At 59.3% G+C, this 16,223-nt stretch carries 18 protein-coding genes and 1 tRNA gene; 7 read left to right on the forward strand and 12 right to left on the reverse strand.

Annotation, left to right across the window (positions count from 1 at the left end):
* Positions 1-136: 136 nt before the first annotated feature.
* Positions 137-736 carry an NAD(P)H:quinone oxidoreductase type IV gene (wrbA, locus tag ACK83U_RS05790; protein WP_112610087.1) on the forward strand — a complete coding sequence of 200 codons (600 nt, stop codon included), beginning with the start codon at positions 137-139 and terminating at the stop codon, positions 734-736.
* Between the two features lie 79 nt (positions 737-815).
* On the opposite strand, the gene ACK83U_RS05795 is transcribed toward wrbA, so the two are convergent.
* Both ACK83U_RS05795 and ACK83U_RS05800 read right to left on the reverse strand, forming a co-directional pair.
* Positions 816-901, reverse strand: a tRNA-Leu gene (locus ACK83U_RS05795).
* Between the two features lie 88 nt (positions 902-989).
* Positions 990-1,331 carry a hypothetical protein gene (locus tag ACK83U_RS05800; protein ID WP_069611935.1) on the reverse strand — a complete coding sequence of 114 codons (342 nt, stop codon included), beginning with the start codon at positions 1,329-1,331 and terminating at the stop codon, positions 990-992.
* 390 nt (positions 1,332-1,721) lie between these two features.
* On the opposite strand from ACK83U_RS05800, the gene ilvA reads away from it, so the two are divergent.
* Together ilvA and ACK83U_RS05810 are read left to right on the forward strand one after the other, a co-directional pair.
* Positions 1,722-2,936 carry a threonine ammonia-lyase gene (ilvA, locus tag ACK83U_RS05805; protein ID WP_412474836.1) on the forward strand — a complete coding sequence of 405 codons (1,215 nt, stop codon included), beginning with the start codon at positions 1,722-1,724 and terminating at the stop codon, positions 2,934-2,936.
* Between the two features lie 37 nt (positions 2,937-2,973).
* Positions 2,974-3,312: an HlyU family transcriptional regulator gene (locus ACK83U_RS05810; RefSeq protein WP_112610091.1), complete on the forward strand. Its 339-nt coding sequence runs from the start codon at positions 2,974-2,976 to the stop codon at positions 3,310-3,312.
* A 110-nt stretch (positions 3,313-3,422) separates the two neighbouring features.
* On the opposite strand, the gene ACK83U_RS05815 is transcribed toward ACK83U_RS05810, so the two are convergent.
* The gene (locus tag ACK83U_RS05815) at positions 3,423-4,199 is read right to left on the reverse strand and encodes an SDR family NAD(P)-dependent oxidoreductase (RefSeq protein ID WP_112610093.1); all 777 of its coding nucleotides are present in this window, start codon (positions 4,197-4,199) and stop codon (positions 3,423-3,425) included.
* Between the two features lie 105 nt (positions 4,200-4,304).
* Here ACK83U_RS05815 and ACK83U_RS05820 point away from each other — a divergent pair, with 105 nt between their 5' ends.
* Positions 4,305-4,886: a TetR/AcrR family transcriptional regulator gene (locus ACK83U_RS05820; RefSeq protein ID WP_112412147.1), complete on the forward strand. Its 582-nt coding sequence runs from the start codon at positions 4,305-4,307 to the stop codon at positions 4,884-4,886.
* Positions 4,887-4,940: 54 nt separating this feature from the next.
* Here ACK83U_RS05820 and ACK83U_RS05825 read toward each other — a convergent pair whose 3' ends face one another.
* Positions 4,941-5,555 carry an FMN-dependent NADH-azoreductase gene (locus tag ACK83U_RS05825; RefSeq protein WP_112610095.1) on the reverse strand — a complete coding sequence of 205 codons (615 nt, stop codon included), beginning with the start codon at positions 5,553-5,555 and terminating at the stop codon, positions 4,941-4,943.
* A 136-nt stretch (positions 5,556-5,691) separates the two neighbouring features.
* On the opposite strand from ACK83U_RS05825, the gene ACK83U_RS05830 reads away from it, so the two are divergent.
* Positions 5,692-6,660: a LysR family transcriptional regulator gene (locus tag ACK83U_RS05830; protein ID WP_112337431.1), complete on the forward strand. Its 969-nt coding sequence runs from the start codon at positions 5,692-5,694 to the stop codon at positions 6,658-6,660.
* A gap of 266 nt (positions 6,661-6,926) precedes the next feature.
* On the opposite strand, the gene ACK83U_RS05835 is transcribed toward ACK83U_RS05830, so the two are convergent.
* Together ACK83U_RS05835 and ACK83U_RS05840 are read right to left on the reverse strand one after the other, a co-directional pair.
* A complete protein-coding gene (locus ACK83U_RS05835) occupies positions 6,927-8,915 on the reverse strand; it encodes a bifunctional 2',3'-cyclic-nucleotide 2'-phosphodiesterase/3'-nucleotidase (RefSeq protein ID WP_112610097.1) in 1,989 nt (662 codons plus the stop codon).
* 138 nt (positions 8,916-9,053) lie between these two features.
* Positions 9,054-9,413: a PilZ domain-containing protein gene (locus tag ACK83U_RS05840; RefSeq protein WP_112337591.1), complete on the reverse strand. Its 360-nt coding sequence runs from the start codon at positions 9,411-9,413 to the stop codon at positions 9,054-9,056.
* A gap of 159 nt (positions 9,414-9,572) precedes the next feature.
* On the opposite strand from ACK83U_RS05840, the gene ACK83U_RS05845 reads away from it, so the two are divergent.
* Positions 9,573-10,376, forward strand: a complete 804-nt coding sequence (locus ACK83U_RS05845; RefSeq protein WP_112610099.1) for an endonuclease/exonuclease/phosphatase family protein — start codon at positions 9,573-9,575, stop codon at positions 10,374-10,376.
* A gap of 6 nt (positions 10,377-10,382) precedes the next feature.
* On the opposite strand, the gene ACK83U_RS05850 is transcribed toward ACK83U_RS05845, so the two are convergent.
* Positions 10,383-10,844, reverse strand: a complete 462-nt coding sequence (locus tag ACK83U_RS05850; protein WP_075852386.1) for an Lrp/AsnC family transcriptional regulator — start codon at positions 10,842-10,844, stop codon at positions 10,383-10,385.
* Positions 10,845-10,996: 152 nt separating this feature from the next.
* Here ACK83U_RS05850 and ald point away from each other — a divergent pair, with 152 nt between their 5' ends.
* Positions 10,997-12,115, forward strand: a complete 1,119-nt coding sequence (gene ald / locus ACK83U_RS05855; RefSeq protein WP_112610101.1) for an alanine dehydrogenase — start codon at positions 10,997-10,999, stop codon at positions 12,113-12,115.
* A gap of 17 nt (positions 12,116-12,132) precedes the next feature.
* On the opposite strand, the gene ACK83U_RS05860 is transcribed toward ald, so the two are convergent.
* The 5 genes from ACK83U_RS05860 to ACK83U_RS05880 form a co-directional block, all read right to left on the reverse strand.
* Complete coding sequence (locus ACK83U_RS05860) at positions 12,133-12,642, reverse strand: DUF1203 domain-containing protein (RefSeq protein ID WP_112610329.1); 510 nt, start codon at positions 12,640-12,642, stop codon at positions 12,133-12,135.
* A gap of 80 nt (positions 12,643-12,722) precedes the next feature.
* A complete protein-coding gene (locus tag ACK83U_RS05865; RefSeq protein WP_112610331.1) occupies positions 12,723-13,283 on the reverse strand; it encodes a GNAT family N-acetyltransferase in 561 nt (186 codons plus the stop codon).
* 8 nt (positions 13,284-13,291) lie between these two features.
* Positions 13,292-14,149: a 3-mercaptopyruvate sulfurtransferase gene (gene sseA, locus ACK83U_RS05870; RefSeq protein ID WP_112610103.1), complete on the reverse strand. Its 858-nt coding sequence runs from the start codon at positions 14,147-14,149 to the stop codon at positions 13,292-13,294.
* A 60-nt stretch (positions 14,150-14,209) separates the two neighbouring features.
* Positions 14,210-14,947 (reverse strand): alanyl-tRNA editing protein, encoded by a 738-nt coding sequence (locus tag ACK83U_RS05875; RefSeq protein WP_112610105.1) that lies wholly within the window; start codon positions 14,945-14,947, stop codon positions 14,210-14,212.
* Positions 14,948-14,951: 4 nt separating this feature from the next.
* Positions 14,952-15,992: a cysteine synthase A gene (locus ACK83U_RS05880; RefSeq protein ID WP_112415176.1), complete on the reverse strand. Its 1,041-nt coding sequence runs from the start codon at positions 15,990-15,992 to the stop codon at positions 14,952-14,954.
* Between the last annotated feature and the right edge of the window lie 231 nt (positions 15,993-16,223).

Here is a 16,223-nt window from a genome sequence, read left to right on the forward strand (position 1 = left end):
TCACAAGATGTTGCAAGTGAATTTCCGTCTATACAGGATGAACACTGCGTTCTGAGCGTGGGGGCTGCGCCCCTGTCGCATCGCTGATACAACATTCCCCGACATTCAACGCGTCCAACAAACGGGAGACGTACTCATGGCTAAGGTTCTGGTTCTCTATTATTCCGCTTACGGTCACATCGAGAAGATGGCCTATGCCGTCGCAGAAGGCGCAAAGTCGGCCGGTGCCGAAGTCACCGTCAAGCGCGTGCCGGAACTCGTTCCGGAAGAGGTCGCCAAGGCCTCCTACTTCAAGCTCGATCAGGAAGCCCCGATCGCAACCCCGGACGAACTGACAGACTATGACGCCATCATCGTCGGCGCCGGCACCCGCTTCGGCACGGTCGCCTCGCAGATGCGAAATTTCTGGGATCAAACCGGCGGCCTGTGGTTCGGCGGCAAGCTCGTCGGCAAGGTCGGCTCGGTCTTCACCTCGTCAGCAACGCAGCACGGTGGCCAGGAGTCCACCATCCTCGGCTTCATCCCGACGCTCCTCCACCACGGCATGGCCGTCGTCGGGCTTCCTTATGCCTTCCAGGGCCAGATGGGCACGGAAGAAGTCAAGGGCGGCTCGCCCTACGGCGCCTCCACCATCACCAACGGTGACGGCTCGCGCCAACCTTCCGAAATCGAACTGGAAGCCGCAAAGTATCAGGGCGCGCACGTCGCCAAGATTGCTGCCAAGCTCACTGCCTAAATTCGAAAGCTTTGCAAATGTTGATGAGGCGCGGCGAAAGCTGCGCCTTTTTCGTTTGGACTTTGATAAAGTTTGATCTTGGTGCGGACGACGGGGGTCGAACCCGTACAGCCAAAGGCCGAGGGATTTTAAGTCCCTTGCGTCTACCAGTTTCGCCACGTCCGCGTGCCTTTCCCCATCAAGCACTTGAGCGATTCAGTCAAGGATTGTTTTGCAGGAACGGGCCGATCGGCGTGAGCTTGACATGCTCGGCTCAGCGACCCTTGAGAACGCTGACAAGCGCCGGTGTCACCTTCTTCTGTTGGAACATGGCCTTAAAATCAGCATAGCTGATCTTTCCCGATACCACACCATTCATCAGTCGCTGACAAAAGAGCCGCTTTGCGTCGCTTCTTTGAGATTTGACGTAGAAAGCGATTTCATCCAGCGTTTCCGGTGGCAGGCGCTGCGACATGCACTTGTCGATGACCTGCGCTCGTGCCGTCGGGCTTTCCTTCATAATGGGGATGTTCTTCTCGAAGCTTTTTTCCTGCGAGGCGCAGGAAGCAAGCACCGCAAGAGTGAAAGCGATTATAGCTGGGCGCATAAGGCGCATGACGATGTTCTCCCCTCGAATGAAACTGGGATAAGCATCCTTCACGCGATTCTCAATCCCGGGCGCAAGTATAAGTTAGTGCCTAGGGATAGGCGAAGCCCGCCGGAGCCGACGGATCGGTTTTAGGGCGGGCCTCTAACCATCATCATGATGGCTGTGTCATATTGGACGCGGGGGGAGCTTGGCTGTCAACTCGCAGATTTAGGAGTTTCCGCAGTCAGGGGCATAAATAGTTAATGACTCGTCAGTACGGCGAATATCGCTGTCACAGGTCCGAAAGCGCGATAAACAGGCTTTCTTTGCTCATCTTTCCTGTGCCATAGCGGAGGCGGATTGAATAAGGACGGATAGACCGTGGACAAACAGACTGTTCTCGAAGCTACAGAGGCCATGCGTGGCCTCTTTCCTGCAACGCCGCTGCAGCTGAACGAGCATCTTTCTGCCCGCTATGGCGCCGATATCTGGCTGAAGCGCGAAGATCTGACGCCGGTTCGCTCCTACAAGATCCGCGGCGCCTTCAATTTCTTCCGCAAGGTAATTGCCGAGGGCGGTACGGGAAAGACATTCGTCTGCGCATCCGCCGGCAATCACGCTCAGGGCTTTGCCTTCGTCTGCCGCCATTTCGGTGTGCCTGGTGTGGTCTATATGCCCGTGACGACCCCGCAACAGAAAATCGACAAGACCCGCATCTTCGGCGGCGAGTTCATCACCATCAAGCTCTTCGGCGATTTCTTCGATCAGTGCTATCAGGCGGCGCGCGAATACGTCGAAAAGATCGATGGCGTCATGGTACCGCCTTTCGATCACGCTGATATCATCGAAGGGCAGGCGACGGTCGCTGCCGAGATCGCCGAGCAGCTGCCTGATGGCGTTATCCCCGACCACGTTCTGCTTCCCGTCGGCGGTGGAGGCCTTGCAGCCGGGATCACCGGTTACTTTGCCGATACGCTTCCCCGTGACGCCTTCACCTTCGCCGAGCCTGCCGGCGCGCCGAGCCTGCGGCGCAGTATCGAGGCGGGGCATGTGGTCACACTGGCGAAGGTCGATAATTTCGTCGATGGCGCTGCCGTCGGTCGCATCGGCGAACTGAACTTTGCTGCGCTGAAGGGTTTTGCGGCCGAGCAGGTCAAGCTCATCGAGGAAAACGCCATCTGCGTCACCATCACCGATATGCTGAATGTCGAAGGCGTGGTGCTGGAGCCGGCCGGTGCGCTGGCGATCACGGCGCTGGAAAAGCTCGATCGCGAGAGCATCCGCAGCAAGACCATCGTCGCCGTCGTCTCCGGTGGCAATTTCGATTTCGAGCGCCTGCCTGACGTCAAGGAGCGCGCCATGCGCTATGCAGGCTTGAAGAAATACTTCATCCTCCGGCTCGCGCAGCGTCCCGGCGCTCTTCGCGATTTCCTCAACATGCTCGGGCCGGAAGACGATATCGCCCGCTTCGAATATCTGAAGAAGAGCGCCCGCAATTTCGGCTCCATCCTGATCGGCATCGAGACGAAGAATCCCGATAATTTCAAACAGCTTATCGCGAACTTTGAAAGTTCCGGCATGGGCTACGAGGACATCACCGAAAACGAGATCCTGGCAAACCTGATCATTTGACTTTGCGGGCCCGCAACCTTCATGCTAAAGGCGATCCATGGCTTCGTTCTTTTCAAATATCCTTTCGATCTTCACCGGTGGCGCATCGCAGGCGAGCACTGAAAAGTCCGGCGGCTCGACGGTCAGTGTCGAGCCCCAGGTGCATGCCGGCTGCACGATCTATGCGACGCCGCAGCGCGAGGGCAATCAGTTCCGCCTCATGGGCCGGATTGAGAAGGATGTGAACGGCGAGATCCTGGTGCGCAATTTTATCCGCGCCGATGTTTTTACCTCCTCGGATGATGCTGTGGAATCGACCTTCCGCAAGGGCCAGCAGATCATCGATCAGAACGGTGCCGGCCTCTTCGGCGATGGCGAAAAGGTCCGTCAGGTCTGATATCTGGCGGATTTGCTTAATGCACGCCTGATGCGGGGCCGCCTCTGCATCTGCTTTGGCGGCCCATAACACTCACTGAAATCGATGGCTGGTTAGACTTTCGCCAGGGCTTAAGCCGTGCGGAATATCTTTGCGCCAGCGGGGGCATTAACGGCGCCGCCGTCGACCGTGATTTCGATCGCCGTGACATTGGCGGAATCATCGGAGGCGAAATAGAGCGCGGCCTTGGCGATTTCATCGGCTTCGCTCATGCGGCCGAGCGCACTCAGGCCGCCAAAGCGCGCCTGCAGCGCATCCAGTGCCTCCGGCGTGGCTGCGCGCGGCTCCCAGATCGGTGTCTTGGTAGCGCCTGGCGTCACCTGGTTGACGCGGATGCCGCGCGGCGCAAGCTCGGAAGCGAGATTGCGGGTCATGGCGCGAACGGCGCCCTTCGTGCCGGCATAGGCCGAAGCGCCGGGAATGCCGAGAACGGCATGCACGGAGCCGTTCAGGATCACCGAGCCGCCATCGTTCAGATATGGTAGGGCCGCCTGCACGGTGAAGAACACGCCGGTGAAATTGACGCGGACGATGGTTTCGAACTGCTCGAGCGTCGTTTTGCCGAGCGGCGTATCCCCGGCAATGCCGGCATTGGCAAAGACCACATCGAACTTTCCAAGCTTCTCCGCAGCCTCGGCAAAGGCCCTCTCCATCGCCGGGATATCGGTCGTGTCAGCCTGCAATGCCAGCACGCCGCCGCCGAGTTGCTCGGCTGCTGCGGCCAGTGTCTTGGCGTTGCGGCCTGTTATGGCGACCTTGGCGCCTTCGGCGAGGAAGAGGCGGGCGGTGGCAAGGCCAATACCGCTGTTTCCGCCGGTGATGACGGCAACCTTGTTCTTGAGACGCATTTTCGTAGCTCCTGTTGGCTTTTGTCACGATCTGGATTATGATCGTTCTCTATAAGGATTATGATCGTAATCCATTTTGTCAAGCCGGGCATGAAAGGATTTTCGATGGGCCGCTCACAATTGGAAAAGCAGAAGACGCACGAACGCATCGTGACGCTTGCCGCCAGGCGCCTGCGCGAGGAGGGATTGGAAGGGATTGGCGTCGCCGACCTCATGAAGGAGGCGGGGCTTACCGTCGGCGGCTTCTACAAGCACTTCGCCTCTCGCGATGAATTGGTCGCAGAAGCCGTCGAATCGGCGATCGGGTCATGGCGGCGGCGGCAGGAGGAAAAGGGGATCGTCCCCGAGACCATCTCGCTCAACGATTATGTCGATACCTATCTCAGCGAAGGTCATCGCGATCATTGCGGCGAGGGCTGCGCCTATGCGGCGCTGACGGCGGATTTGGCGCGTAGCAGCGATACGGTCCGCGCCGTTGCGACGGAAGGCCTGCGACGGAATTTCAATTCCATGACGGCGCGCATGCCGGAGCCGGAAACTGCCGAAGCAAGGCGAAAGGCGATCATCGCGTCGTGCCTGATGACCGGGGCGCTCGGCCTCGCGCGCGTGGCGGATGACGAGGCTCTTTCGGCCGAAATTCTGGAGACCGTGAAGCAGTTCGTAAAGGCGCTGCCGCAAGCAAAATAGCAAAGCGGCCGGTTTTAACCCCGGCCGCCTGTGATCATCTGAATAAGTAATTGATTAAGCGGCGAGAGCCAGCTCGGAAGCGCGAGCCTGGGCAGCGCCGATGGCCTTTTCAGCAGCTTCCGGACCGAAGGCCACGCCTTCGATGTAGACGGTCTCGACATCGGTGATGCCGATGAAGGCGAGAACCGACTTCAGGTAGGGAACGGCGTGGTTCAGCGGGGCAGCCGGGCCTTCGGAGTAGACGCCGCCGGAGGCGAGCACGATGTAGGCCTTCTTGCCGGTGGCAAGGCCCTTCGGGCCGGTTTCCGTATAGGTAAAGGTGCGGCCGGCGCGGGCGATGTTATCGATCCAGGTCTTCAGCGAGGAATAGATGTTGAAGTTGATGAGGCCGGTGCCGATGACCAGCGTGTCGGCTGCGAGCAGCTCGTCGACCAGCGCGTCGGAAACCTTGACCAGTTCCTGCTGCTCGGGCGTGCGGGCGTCTGCCGGCGTGCGGATGGCGTCGGTGAACGGGCCGTCGATATGGGGCAGGTTGTCAGAAGCGAGGTCGCGCTTGACGAGCGTCTTGCCCGGGTTGTTGGACTTGATCTTCTCGGCCAGCTCGGTGGCGATCTTGGTGGAGAGTGAGTCCGGACGCGGGCTGGACGTCAGAAGCAGAATGGAGGACATATCCGTTTTCCTTTTCAATAAGTTGCTAAATCGGCTGGGAGAGTCCGATCACGTTCGCCCCCATAAATAAGTCGTCAGTGCTATCGAGAAAAACTGTGATAATATGGATTGGAATTATCGATAGAATGGATGGCAGATGCTCCCCAATCCCACCCTTGACCAATTGCAGGTCTTTCTGACCGTCGCCGAGTCAGGCAGTTTCTCCGCCGCCTCGCGCGCGCTTAACCGCGCGCAGTCGGTCATCAGCTACACGATCGCCAATCTGGAGGCTCAGCTCGAAATGCCGCTGTTCGAGCGCTCGGGATCGCGCCAGCCGAAGCTGACGGATGCGGGCAGGGTGATGCTTGAGGATGCGCGCCGCATTCTTTCCGATCTGCAAGTGATGCGCGCCAGGGTGAAGGGTTTGAAGACCGGGCTCGAGGCGGAGGTGGCCGTTGCCATTAGCGTCATGGTGCCGGTTCATGCCACCGTCGACGTGCTGCGCGAATTCCGTGATCGTTTTCCTTACGTCTCCCTGCGGCTCGACACCGGCGAACTCGGCTCAATGCTGGAGCTTGTCACAAGCGGCAAGTCGACGATCGGTATCGGCGGATCGGTTGTGAAACAGGATGATGCTTTGGTGATCGAGCGCATCGGACATTCCTTCATGATGCCGGTTGCTGCGCCGACGCATCCACTCGCTTTGCTGGGACGGCCGTTGACGCTTGCCGATGTACGCGAAGAAGTGCAATTGGTCGTCACCGACGCGTCAAACCTCACCAATGGCAAGGATTTCAACGTCCTGTCCTACAAGATCTGGCATCTGAGCGACATCGCCACCAAGCATCAGTTGATCCGGGGTGGTCTTGGCTGGGGCGGTCTGCCGGCCTCGTTCATCATGGAGGATCTGCAGAAGGGCAGGCTGGTGCCTTTGGCTCTCGATGCCTACGATCAGAGCGAATACCCGCTCTATGCCGTCCGCAAGGTCGACAATCCTCCGGGACCTGCTGCCGCATGGATGATCGAGGCTTTCCGCTCGCGCCTGGCGCGGTGCCCGAATCAGGAGGACTTCAAGTCCGCCGTCGAGATGTTCCATCCAGGTGACAAGCGTCTGGCAGCCGAGTGAAAAAGTCCTCTCCTGGTTACCGTAGGCACGTGCTTCTAAGGCTTTTGGTGTCGTGAATTCCTTCTCCCCAACGGGGAGAAGGTGGCCCGAAGGGTCGGATGAGGGGGGGCTGATGGCCTCGAATCCATTGGCTTTCGTACCCTTGGCAGCCCCCTCATCCGCCTGTCGGCCCCTTCTCCCCGTTGGGGAGAAGGTGTGGAGCAGCAACGGCCTCATTTCATACGTAACTGGCCTCTTTTTCCCGAAGAAGCAGCAGTCGTCAATGATTACAGCACCAGCCGGTAGTTGCGGAAGCCGTCGGCACCTTCGCCGGCATCTTCGATCTTCACGCTCTTGACCTGATCAAGGAAATCCTTGGCCTTCGGCGAACTCTGGAACCGGACGGTCGTGTCCGCCAGCGGCTTGAAGGTCCAGTTGCCGTCGGCGGTCGGGTTGATCGTGCCCTGCTCGTGGACATAGCGCACGATGACGTCGCGGTTGGTGTCCGGCGCCTGATAGACGACCTTGTCCGCCGCGATTTCCGGGAAGTTGCCGCCGCCGCCGGCGCGGTAGTTGTTGGTGACGACGAGGAACTTCTGCGCGGGGTCGATCGACTTGCCGTTGAACTGCAGGTTCTGGATGCGATTTGCATCGGCATTCAGAACCTTGCCGTCATCGCCGAAGCGGCGTGGCTGCGAAAGGTCGATCTGGTAGGTGACGCCGTCGATGACATCGAAGTTGTAGGATGGGAAGCTGCTGTTGATCAGATCCGCATCCTTCGCGCCCGGTTGCACCTGGTTGAACATCGCAGCCGACATTTCCAGCCAGTTCTTGACCTGCGCGCCGTTGATGACGACGGCCTGCACGGTGTTCGGGTAGAGGTAGAGATCGGCGACGTTCTTGATGGCGATATTGCCGGCCGGAACGTCGGTATAATAGTCGGCGCCGTTGCGGCCGCCGCATTTGAAGGGGGCAGCCGCCGAAAGAACCGGCAGGTCCTTGTACTGCGTCTCCTTCAATATGTTCTTGATGTACCAGATCTGCGCCTGGCTGACGATCTGGACAGAGGGATCGTCGGCGACCAGCGCGAAATAGGAATAGAGCGGCGCGGAGGTCTTGCCGACAGGTGTGCGGACATAGGTCAGCGTCGCCTCATGCTCGGCCTTGGCTGCTTCCACGACTTCCTTCTTGTCTGCGACATCGGCGACAACCTTCTTCTTGTCGTCGCGGTGGTAGATTGGGCGTGCCTCGGAAGTGAAGTCGACGATCTTCCAGCTCTTGCCGTCCTTTTCGAGCAGCAGGTCGATGAGGCCGAGATGCGAGCCCCAGAAGCCGGCCATGACGGCGGGCTTGCCATGGAGCGTTCCCTTGACCGGATCGGCATCCTTGATGCCGTCCCACGTCTTAGGGCCGGGGAAGACGAGATGCTGATGGCCGGTGAAGACGGCATCGATGCCATCGACCGCCGCGACATAGAGCGAGGCGTTTTCCATCTTCTCGCTTGGGCCGCTGCCGTCGATGCCGGAATGCGAGAGAGCGATGACGATATCGGCGCCTTCGGCCTTCATGACGGGCACCCAGGCCTTGGCCGCCTCGACGATATCGCGCGTCTGCGCCTTACCTTCGAGGTTCTTGATGTCCCAGAGCATGATCTGCGGCGGCACGAAGCCGATGAAGCCGATCTTGATCGGGCTTTCATTGCCGGCGCCGTCCTTGATCTTCTTTTCGAGGATCAGATAGGGTTTGAAGAACAGGTCGTCCTTCGTCGGGTCGGAAGCGAGCCGGCCCTTGGTCAGGTTGGCGCAGACGAAGGGGAAGTTCGCGCCGGCCAGCACCTTGAACATGAAGTCGAGGCCATAGTTGAATTCGTGGTTGCCGAGCGTCCCCACGGAATAGCCGAGCGTATTCATCGCCTTGATGACCGGATGGACGTCGCCGTCCTTCATGCCGTGCTGATAGGCCATGTAATCGCCCATCGGATTGCCCTGGAGCACGTCGCCATTGTCGATGAGGAGCGAGTTGGTGGCTTCGGCCCGGATATTGTCGATGATCGTCGCCGTGCGCGTCAGGCCCATCGTATCGTTCGGCTTGTCGGCATAATAGTCATAGGGAAATACGTTGACATGAATGTCGGTCGTTTCCATGAGGCGCAGATGCGCCTGGTTGCTCGCCGCGCGGGCCGCGAAAGGATGCAGCACGATCAGCGCCGCCGTGGCACTGAGGCCTTGCAGCAGGGAACGGCGCGACATGCTGGGAAAATCCAGAATGGAAGACATAAGACACTCCTTCAACGATGGGGCTATAAATCCGTCGATCATCTCGCGGGCGAGGGAGATTAGGACGATTTTTGAAGGTGTGCACCAGGAATGTGACAGGCTTATTGTGGATCGTAGCCGGCTCAAGCCGACATGCCATCAACGTTTGAGAACCGGCTTCATGTCCTTGTGGAAAAAGCGGAAATAGGACGCGACCTTAGCCGAGGCATTGGACGAGCGGTCGAATTCGATGCCGATGCGGCCGTTGTGAGCCCAGCGCACGAAACCATCCAGCAGGCCGATATCGTCGCACTCGACGCGAACCTTGCTGCCGGCGGCGGCATAAAGCGGCGCCTGCAGGTCGAGCGCAATGCCGCTGGTGGAAATATCGACCACGCGGCCGGTGACAAGCTTGGTGAAATATCGAACCTGGCCCATGAGCCGCGCATGGTGGCGCGACGAGCCGCGTGTCTTGATTTTCAGATTGCCCTGAATGGGAGATTTCGAAGAGAACTGCATGATGTTATCCCGGCTCATCCGTCTTTTCTCGTTTTGGATATCAGATGTGCCTTGCGGGATGTTTAGCATAATCGCTAAAATTGTAGCCGGGCGTCCCGAATCGGTACCGCATCGCGATGGCCGCTGCGATCGGCGATCTGACTATGAGAGGTGCAGGATATGCGTATCGTTTCATTGAATGCATGGGGCGGCCGGCTGCATGAGCCGCTAATCCCCTATCTCGCTGATATCGATGCGGATGTTTTGTGCCTACAGGAAATGGTTCGCACGCAGGGAGCGGACGTCGAGTGGCTGGTCTATCGCGATCACGGCATCGAGCTCCCGCAGCGCGCCAATCTTTTCGAGGAACTGAAGGCTGCTTTGCCAGCTTACGATGCTTTCTTCCTCCCCGTAGCGCGAGGCGATCTTTTCGATGGGGACCGGCGATTCGATTCCGAGTTCGGACTGGCAACATTCGTGCGCCGGACCTATCCGATCATCGGCCAGGCAGCCGGCTTCGTTCATGGTGAATTCTCGGCCGATGGCTATGGGCCTCATCCGCGTTCGCGCAATGCCCATTGCATCCGCCTGTTCGACTATGAGCGCGGCTATCCCATCACCATTGCGCATATGCACGGCCTGCGGGATCTCGAAGGCAAGGGCGATACGCCGGCCCGACGCCATCAGGCGTATGCGCTGGTCGAGATCATTCGCCAGGTTCGGAAAGAGGGCGACCGGCTGGTCGTGTGCGGTGACTTCAACGTGTTGCCGGATAGCGAGACCTTCAAGATCCTCGGCAGCCTGGGCCTTGTCGATCTCGTCACTTCACGGGGACATGACGACACGCGCACCTCGCATTACAAGAAGCAGCCGCGTTTTGCCGACTACATGCTGGTGACTTCGAATGTCGAGGTCATCCGTTTCGATCCTGTAGCCGAGCCCGAGGTGTCCGATCATCGCGCATTGCTGCTGGATATGCGCTGACGAAGATCACAGGCCCACATTCGGCCGGTCGATGATCTCGCGCAGCGCGAAGCTCGAATTGATCTTCACGACGTGCGGCAGGGCCGAGAGCCAGTCGCGATGGATGCGCTCGTAGTCCTCGAGGTCGCGCGCGGCGACGCGCAATATGTAATCGTATTCGCCCGACATGAGGTAGCAAGACAGCACATTGGGGCAGCGCTTCACCGCCGTTTCGAATTCCGAAAGCGTCTTGGCGAACTGGCCTGACAGCGAGATGTGCACGAAGGCGATCATCTTGTAATCAAGCGCCTTGTGCGAGAGATGCGCGTGATAGCCGTCGATGACGCCGCTCTTTTCCAGGATATCGAGCCGCCGCGAACAGGCCGAGGGCGAAAGACCGACCTTCTCGGCCAGTTCCGCATTGGTGATCCTGGCGTTCTGCTGCAGCATCCGAAGAATCGAATGATCTATGGCGTCTAGGTCGGACATTCGAAGATCTTTCGAAAAAACTCCTGTTCACGCAATAAATCACGAAAAATGACTGCAGCGCAAATCGTCTTTGCAAGGACATTGCGGGGCGGTGGTGGTCTGATTTCAGTTGGAGAAAAAGAAAGACGCAAAAACATTCGAGGAGGAATGAAATGCGCGTTGGCTGCCCGAAGGAAATCAAAAACCACGAATACCGCGTCGGTCTGACGCCCGCGTCCGTTCGCGAATATGTCGCTCATGGCCATGAAGTCTGGGTCGAGACGAAGGCCGGCGCCGGCATCGGCGCCGATGACCACGCCTACATTGCCGCAGGCGCCAAGATCGCCGCAAGCGCCAAGGATATTTTTGAGAAGTGCGACATGATCGTAAAGGTCAAGGAGCCGCAGCCCTCTGAATGGGCGCAACTCCGTGACGGACAGCTTCTCTACACCTATCTGCATCTCGCGCCGGATCCGGAACAGACCAAGGGCTTGCTCGCATCAGGCGTTACAGCTGTTGCCTATGAAACCGTGACAGACGAGCGCGGCGGCCTGCCGCTGCTGGCGCCGATGTCCGAAGTCGCCGGTCGCCTATCCATCCAGGCGGGTGCGACGGCTCTGCAGAAAGCCAATGGCGGCCTCGGCATCCTGCTCGGTGGCGTGCCCGGCGTGCTGCCGGCCAAGGTGACGATCATCGGCGGCGGCGTCGTCGGCCTGCATGCGGCCAAGATGGCGGCCGGGCTCGGCGCCGATGTCAGCATCCTCGATCGTTCGCTCCCGCGCCTGCGCCAGCTCGACGATATCTTCAACGGCCGCGTCCACACTCGCTATTCCAGCATTCAGGCACTGGAAGAAGAGGTCTTCTCCGCCGATCTCGTCATCGGCGCCGTCCTGATTCCCGGTGCTGCCGCGCCGAAGCTGGTGACGAGCGAAATGCTGTCAGGCATGAAAAAGGGCTCAGTCATCGTCGATGTCGCCATCGACCAGGGCGGCTGTTTCGAGACCTCGCATGCGACGACGCATTCCGATCCGACTTACGTGATTGAAGGCGTCGTGCACTACTGCGTCGCCAACATGCCAGGTGCGGTTCCTGTTACTTCCGCCCATGCCTTGAACAACGCCACGATCTACCACGGCCTCGCTTTGGCCGATCGTGGCTTGCGCGCCATCGCGGAAGACAAGCACCTCCGCAATGGCCTCAACGTCCATAAGGGCCGCATCACCAACAAGGCGGTAGCCGAAGCGCTCGGTTATGAAGCCGTTGCGCCGGAAAGCATTCTGAACGTCGCGTAAAGCCCATCACGCGTACGTCAGATGGAGGCGCCGGCATCCGCGTATGCCGGCGCTCCTATTTTGTCGATCCGGCATTGGTAGCAATTGTTGCGCGCCGAGCGGACATGGAGATAGGCAATGTCGGGGCGCTCAAGCAGCGAGGCCGCATAAACAGCAATATCGCCGGTCGGCGTCACTGCACCAGTCCCGTAGACGATGCGGTCGCTCCTGCCATAGCCACGCACGATGAAATCCCGGCTGCTCGCCAGCACAGGCGGCAGGATCTCTTCCGCCTCGTAGCGCCGGCACGGCGTCTTATGCAGGAAGATCGGACCTGTTTCCGCATAGGGCTGCAGTTCCGGGAAGGGGCGATAGGCGAAGACGAGCAGCTCTTCGCCGGCATCGATATTGCGCAGGCAGTGACGGCAGGGATGGCCCGGACCATCGGAAATCATGGTCTCCGGCTGGTGACCGTAGGCATCCACGCCGCCGCTCCAAAGAGCTTCGGCGTCAGAGGTAGGCATGGCTGCAAAGGCGATGGAAGGCATGGCAAAGCTCCTTTCGAGATCTGCCATGTGATGCTCTTAAACAAAGCGCGAAACCACCCGATTCCTGCCATCTCGAAGAGTCAGCCCTTCTTGGCGAGCTCGAGCAGTTCTTTGTCGCTCAGCGGCCTGACGATGCCTTCTCCGGTCGAGATCGGCGAGAAGCCGAACATCTGGTAGAGCTGCAATGCCCTGGGATGATCGAGATTGTTCGTCGTTGTCACGATGCGTTGCGGGTTCAACGTCCAGATGGCGTAGAGCGACTGCAGCAGGAACCATTTGCCGATGCCGAGGCCGAGCGCGTTTTCGATGAGCCCGAAATGGCTGAGCTCGATCGTGTCCTCGTCCTGCCGGAAATATTCGAAGAATCCACCCGGAGCGCCGTTAACGTAAAGCACGCTGATATCGTTGCGCTGGTCGTGAAGAACAGCGGTCAGCTGCTCGTCGGAGAGGCGCAGGCGCTCCACCCAATGCCAGCGGGCGCCGACCTGGCGATAGAGATAGCGATAGAAGGGCAGCGGGATGCCAGGTGCCCGCATGATCGCGGTCTGGATATTGACCGGCACCGGCAAGCTTGTCTTGGGCGGAGCGGTCATTTCCAGGCGGGTGATGTGAACTTTGATGGACGAGGGCGTCTTCACGATCGGCATGCTCAATCTTGACCGGTGACGATGGGTGTATCTTCCCGGCTGCCCCATTCCGACCAGGAGCCGTCATAGAGCTTGTTGTCGCCATGGCCGAGGGATTCCAGCGCCAGCGTGATGATGGCAGCGGTAATACCGGAGCCGCAGGTCGTCACCACGGGCTTTTCGAGATCTATGCCGGCCTTCTCGATGGTTTCCCTTAATTCCGGCAGCGACTTGAACTTGCCGTTCGTGGCGAAGACGCCGGATGGCAGGCTTCTGGCTCCCGGCATATGACCCGAGCGCATGCCTTGGCGCGGCTCAGGCTCGGTTGCTGCAAAACGGCCGCTACTGCGGGCATCGGCGATCTGCAGCGAACGGCTGTCGACGATTTCTCGCATCTCGTCGAGCGAGACGACGCGGCTGGCGTTGAACTTCGGCTTGAACGTTGCGGGCGCAAAGGCAGGCGTCGCCGTCTCCAGTGGCCGCCCTTCGGCCTTCCAGCCATCCAGACCGCCATCGAGCACGAAGACGTTTGGGGCGCCCATGACGATACGGAACAGCCACCAGACGCGCGGGGAGGCGAACAGGCCCGGACCGTCATAGATGACGATGCGGTCGTTTTCGCTGATACCGAGCTTGCCGACTTCAGCGGCGAAAAACTCGGGCGAGGGGACCATATGCGGCAGGTTGGTCGAATGATCCGCAATCTTGTCCTGGTCGAAGCGGATGGCGCCGGGAATATGGCCGCTGGCATATTCGGCATCGGCATCGCGCTTCTGCGCCGGCAGATAAAAGGATGCATCGAGGATGCGCAGGTTCTTGGCGCCCAGCTCGCTCTGCAGCCAGTCGGCGGATACGACGAAACGGCTCTTGTCCGCTGCCATGATGATCACTCCCTGCTTTGGTTTATTGGTCTTGATATCGAGATATAGGCGCTTACCCGGTCAATTCTCGTTGGTCGGTGGGCCGAAACGAATGCGGAAGCGGCGGTTTTCCTTGCCCTTCTTCTCGATCTTGGCGATATGGATCGCGCCGACCTCCTGCGTTTCCGACACATGCGTGCCGCCGCAAGGCTGGCTGTCGATGGCCGAATCCTCGCCGATGCAGACGAGACTGACGCGGCCAAGGCCCATCGGCGGGCGCACATTCTTGGATTTGACGATGCCCGGATTGGCGATCAGCTCCTCGTCGGTAATCCAGCGGACGAAGACGGGATGGTTCTCATTAACGAGCGCCATCATCTTCGCCGTCACTTCATCCTTGTCGATCGTCTCGCCCATGTCGAAATCGACCCTGCTCTCATCCTCGCCGACCGCCGCGCCCGTGATCGGATAGGGGCAGACCACCGAGAGGAGATGGCAGGCCGTATGCATGCGCATCAGCTTGTAGCGGCGCGCCCAGTCGATATGCAGCACCAGCTTCTCACCGACGATGGGCAAGGGCTGATTTTCGAGCGGGACATGAATGATGATGTCCTTGATCGGCCCATGCTTCGTTTGACCGAGCATGATCCTCGAGCCGTCGCCGCGCTCGAGGAAACCGGTATCGCCAGGCTGACCGCCCGAAGTCGCATAAAAACAGGTCTGATCGAACTCGATGCCCCCGTCTTCGTGGATCGCGGTAACGACTGCTTCGGCGGCCGATAGATAGAAATCGTCACGATAGAGGGCATGGACGGTCATATGGTCACGCTGTTGTTTCGTAGGGGACGGCAATTTCAGTGCGCTTTTCCAAGTAGCCCGGCAGCGGCAGGCCCTTCGACTTCAGGAAGTCCGGATTGAAGAGCTTGGACTGATAGCGATTGCCGTAATCGCACAGGATGGTCACGATCGTATGTCCGGGGCCTAGATCCCTGGCAAGACGAACCGCGCCGGCAATATTGATGGCAGTCGAGCCGCCTAGGCACAGGCCCTCGTATTCGACCAGATCGAAGACGTAGGGAAGCGCTTCGGCATCGGTGACCTGATAGGCGAAATCGGGCGTGAAACCCTCCAGGTTCGCCGTGATGCGGCCCTGGCCGATGCCCTCGGTGATCGAAGAGCCGGAGGATTTCAGCTCGCCGTTCTTGTAGAATTCATAAAGGGCGGCACCTTCGGGGTCGGCAATACCGATCTTGATGTCCTTGTTAAAGGCATGCAGCCCCATAGCGACGCCGGCGAGCGTGCCGCCGGAACCGACCGAGCAGATGAAGCCGTCAATCTTGCCATCGGTATCGTACCAGATTTCTTTGGCCGTCGTCTCGATATGGGCCTGACGGTTGGCAACGTTGTCGAACTGGTTTGCCCAGATCGCGCCGTTAGGCTCGGTCTTTGCGAGCTGTTCGGCCAGCCGGCCCGAGACCTTCACGTAGTTGTTCGGGTTCTTGTAGGGGACAGCGGGAACTTCCACCAGTTCGGCCCCGAGCAGTTTCAATGCATCCTTCTTTTCCTGGCTCTGTGTCTCAGGAATGACGATGACGGTGCGGTAGCCGAGTGCCTTGGCAACCAGCGTCAGGCCGATGCCGGTATTGCCGGCCGTGCCCTCGACGATGACGCCGCCCGGCCTCAGCAGCCCCTTCTTCTCGGCGTCGCGGATGATGTAGAGCGCGGCGCGATCCTTCACCGATTGACCGGGATTGAGAAATTCGGCCTTGCCGAGAATGGTCGAGCCCGTCGCCTCGGAGGCGCCCTTGAGCTTGATCAACGGCGTATTGCCAATTGCTTCGAGGACGGACGGATGGACGGTCATTGGAATCTGCCTTCTGTTCGCAACTACTGTAAGAACGGTCTTTTCCCTTCACAAGGCGGGATAGGCAAGAAATTCTGTTCCTTGCTATCTATTCGCCTCGCAAAATTCGACTTGGCGGGCGTCTCGGCCTCCCTCTTTCATTCAAGTCCTCGGTCTCCAATTGGTGACATTGTTTTCCCGATGACGCCGTCAGTCTGGCCGAAAGCGGCCACAATGATGCGCTATTTCTAA

Origin of the sequence: Rhizobium sp. WW22, assembly GCF_047041135.1 — a bacterium.
In the GTDB taxonomy this organism is placed as follows: Bacteria; Pseudomonadota; Alphaproteobacteria; order Rhizobiales; family Rhizobiaceae; genus Rhizobium.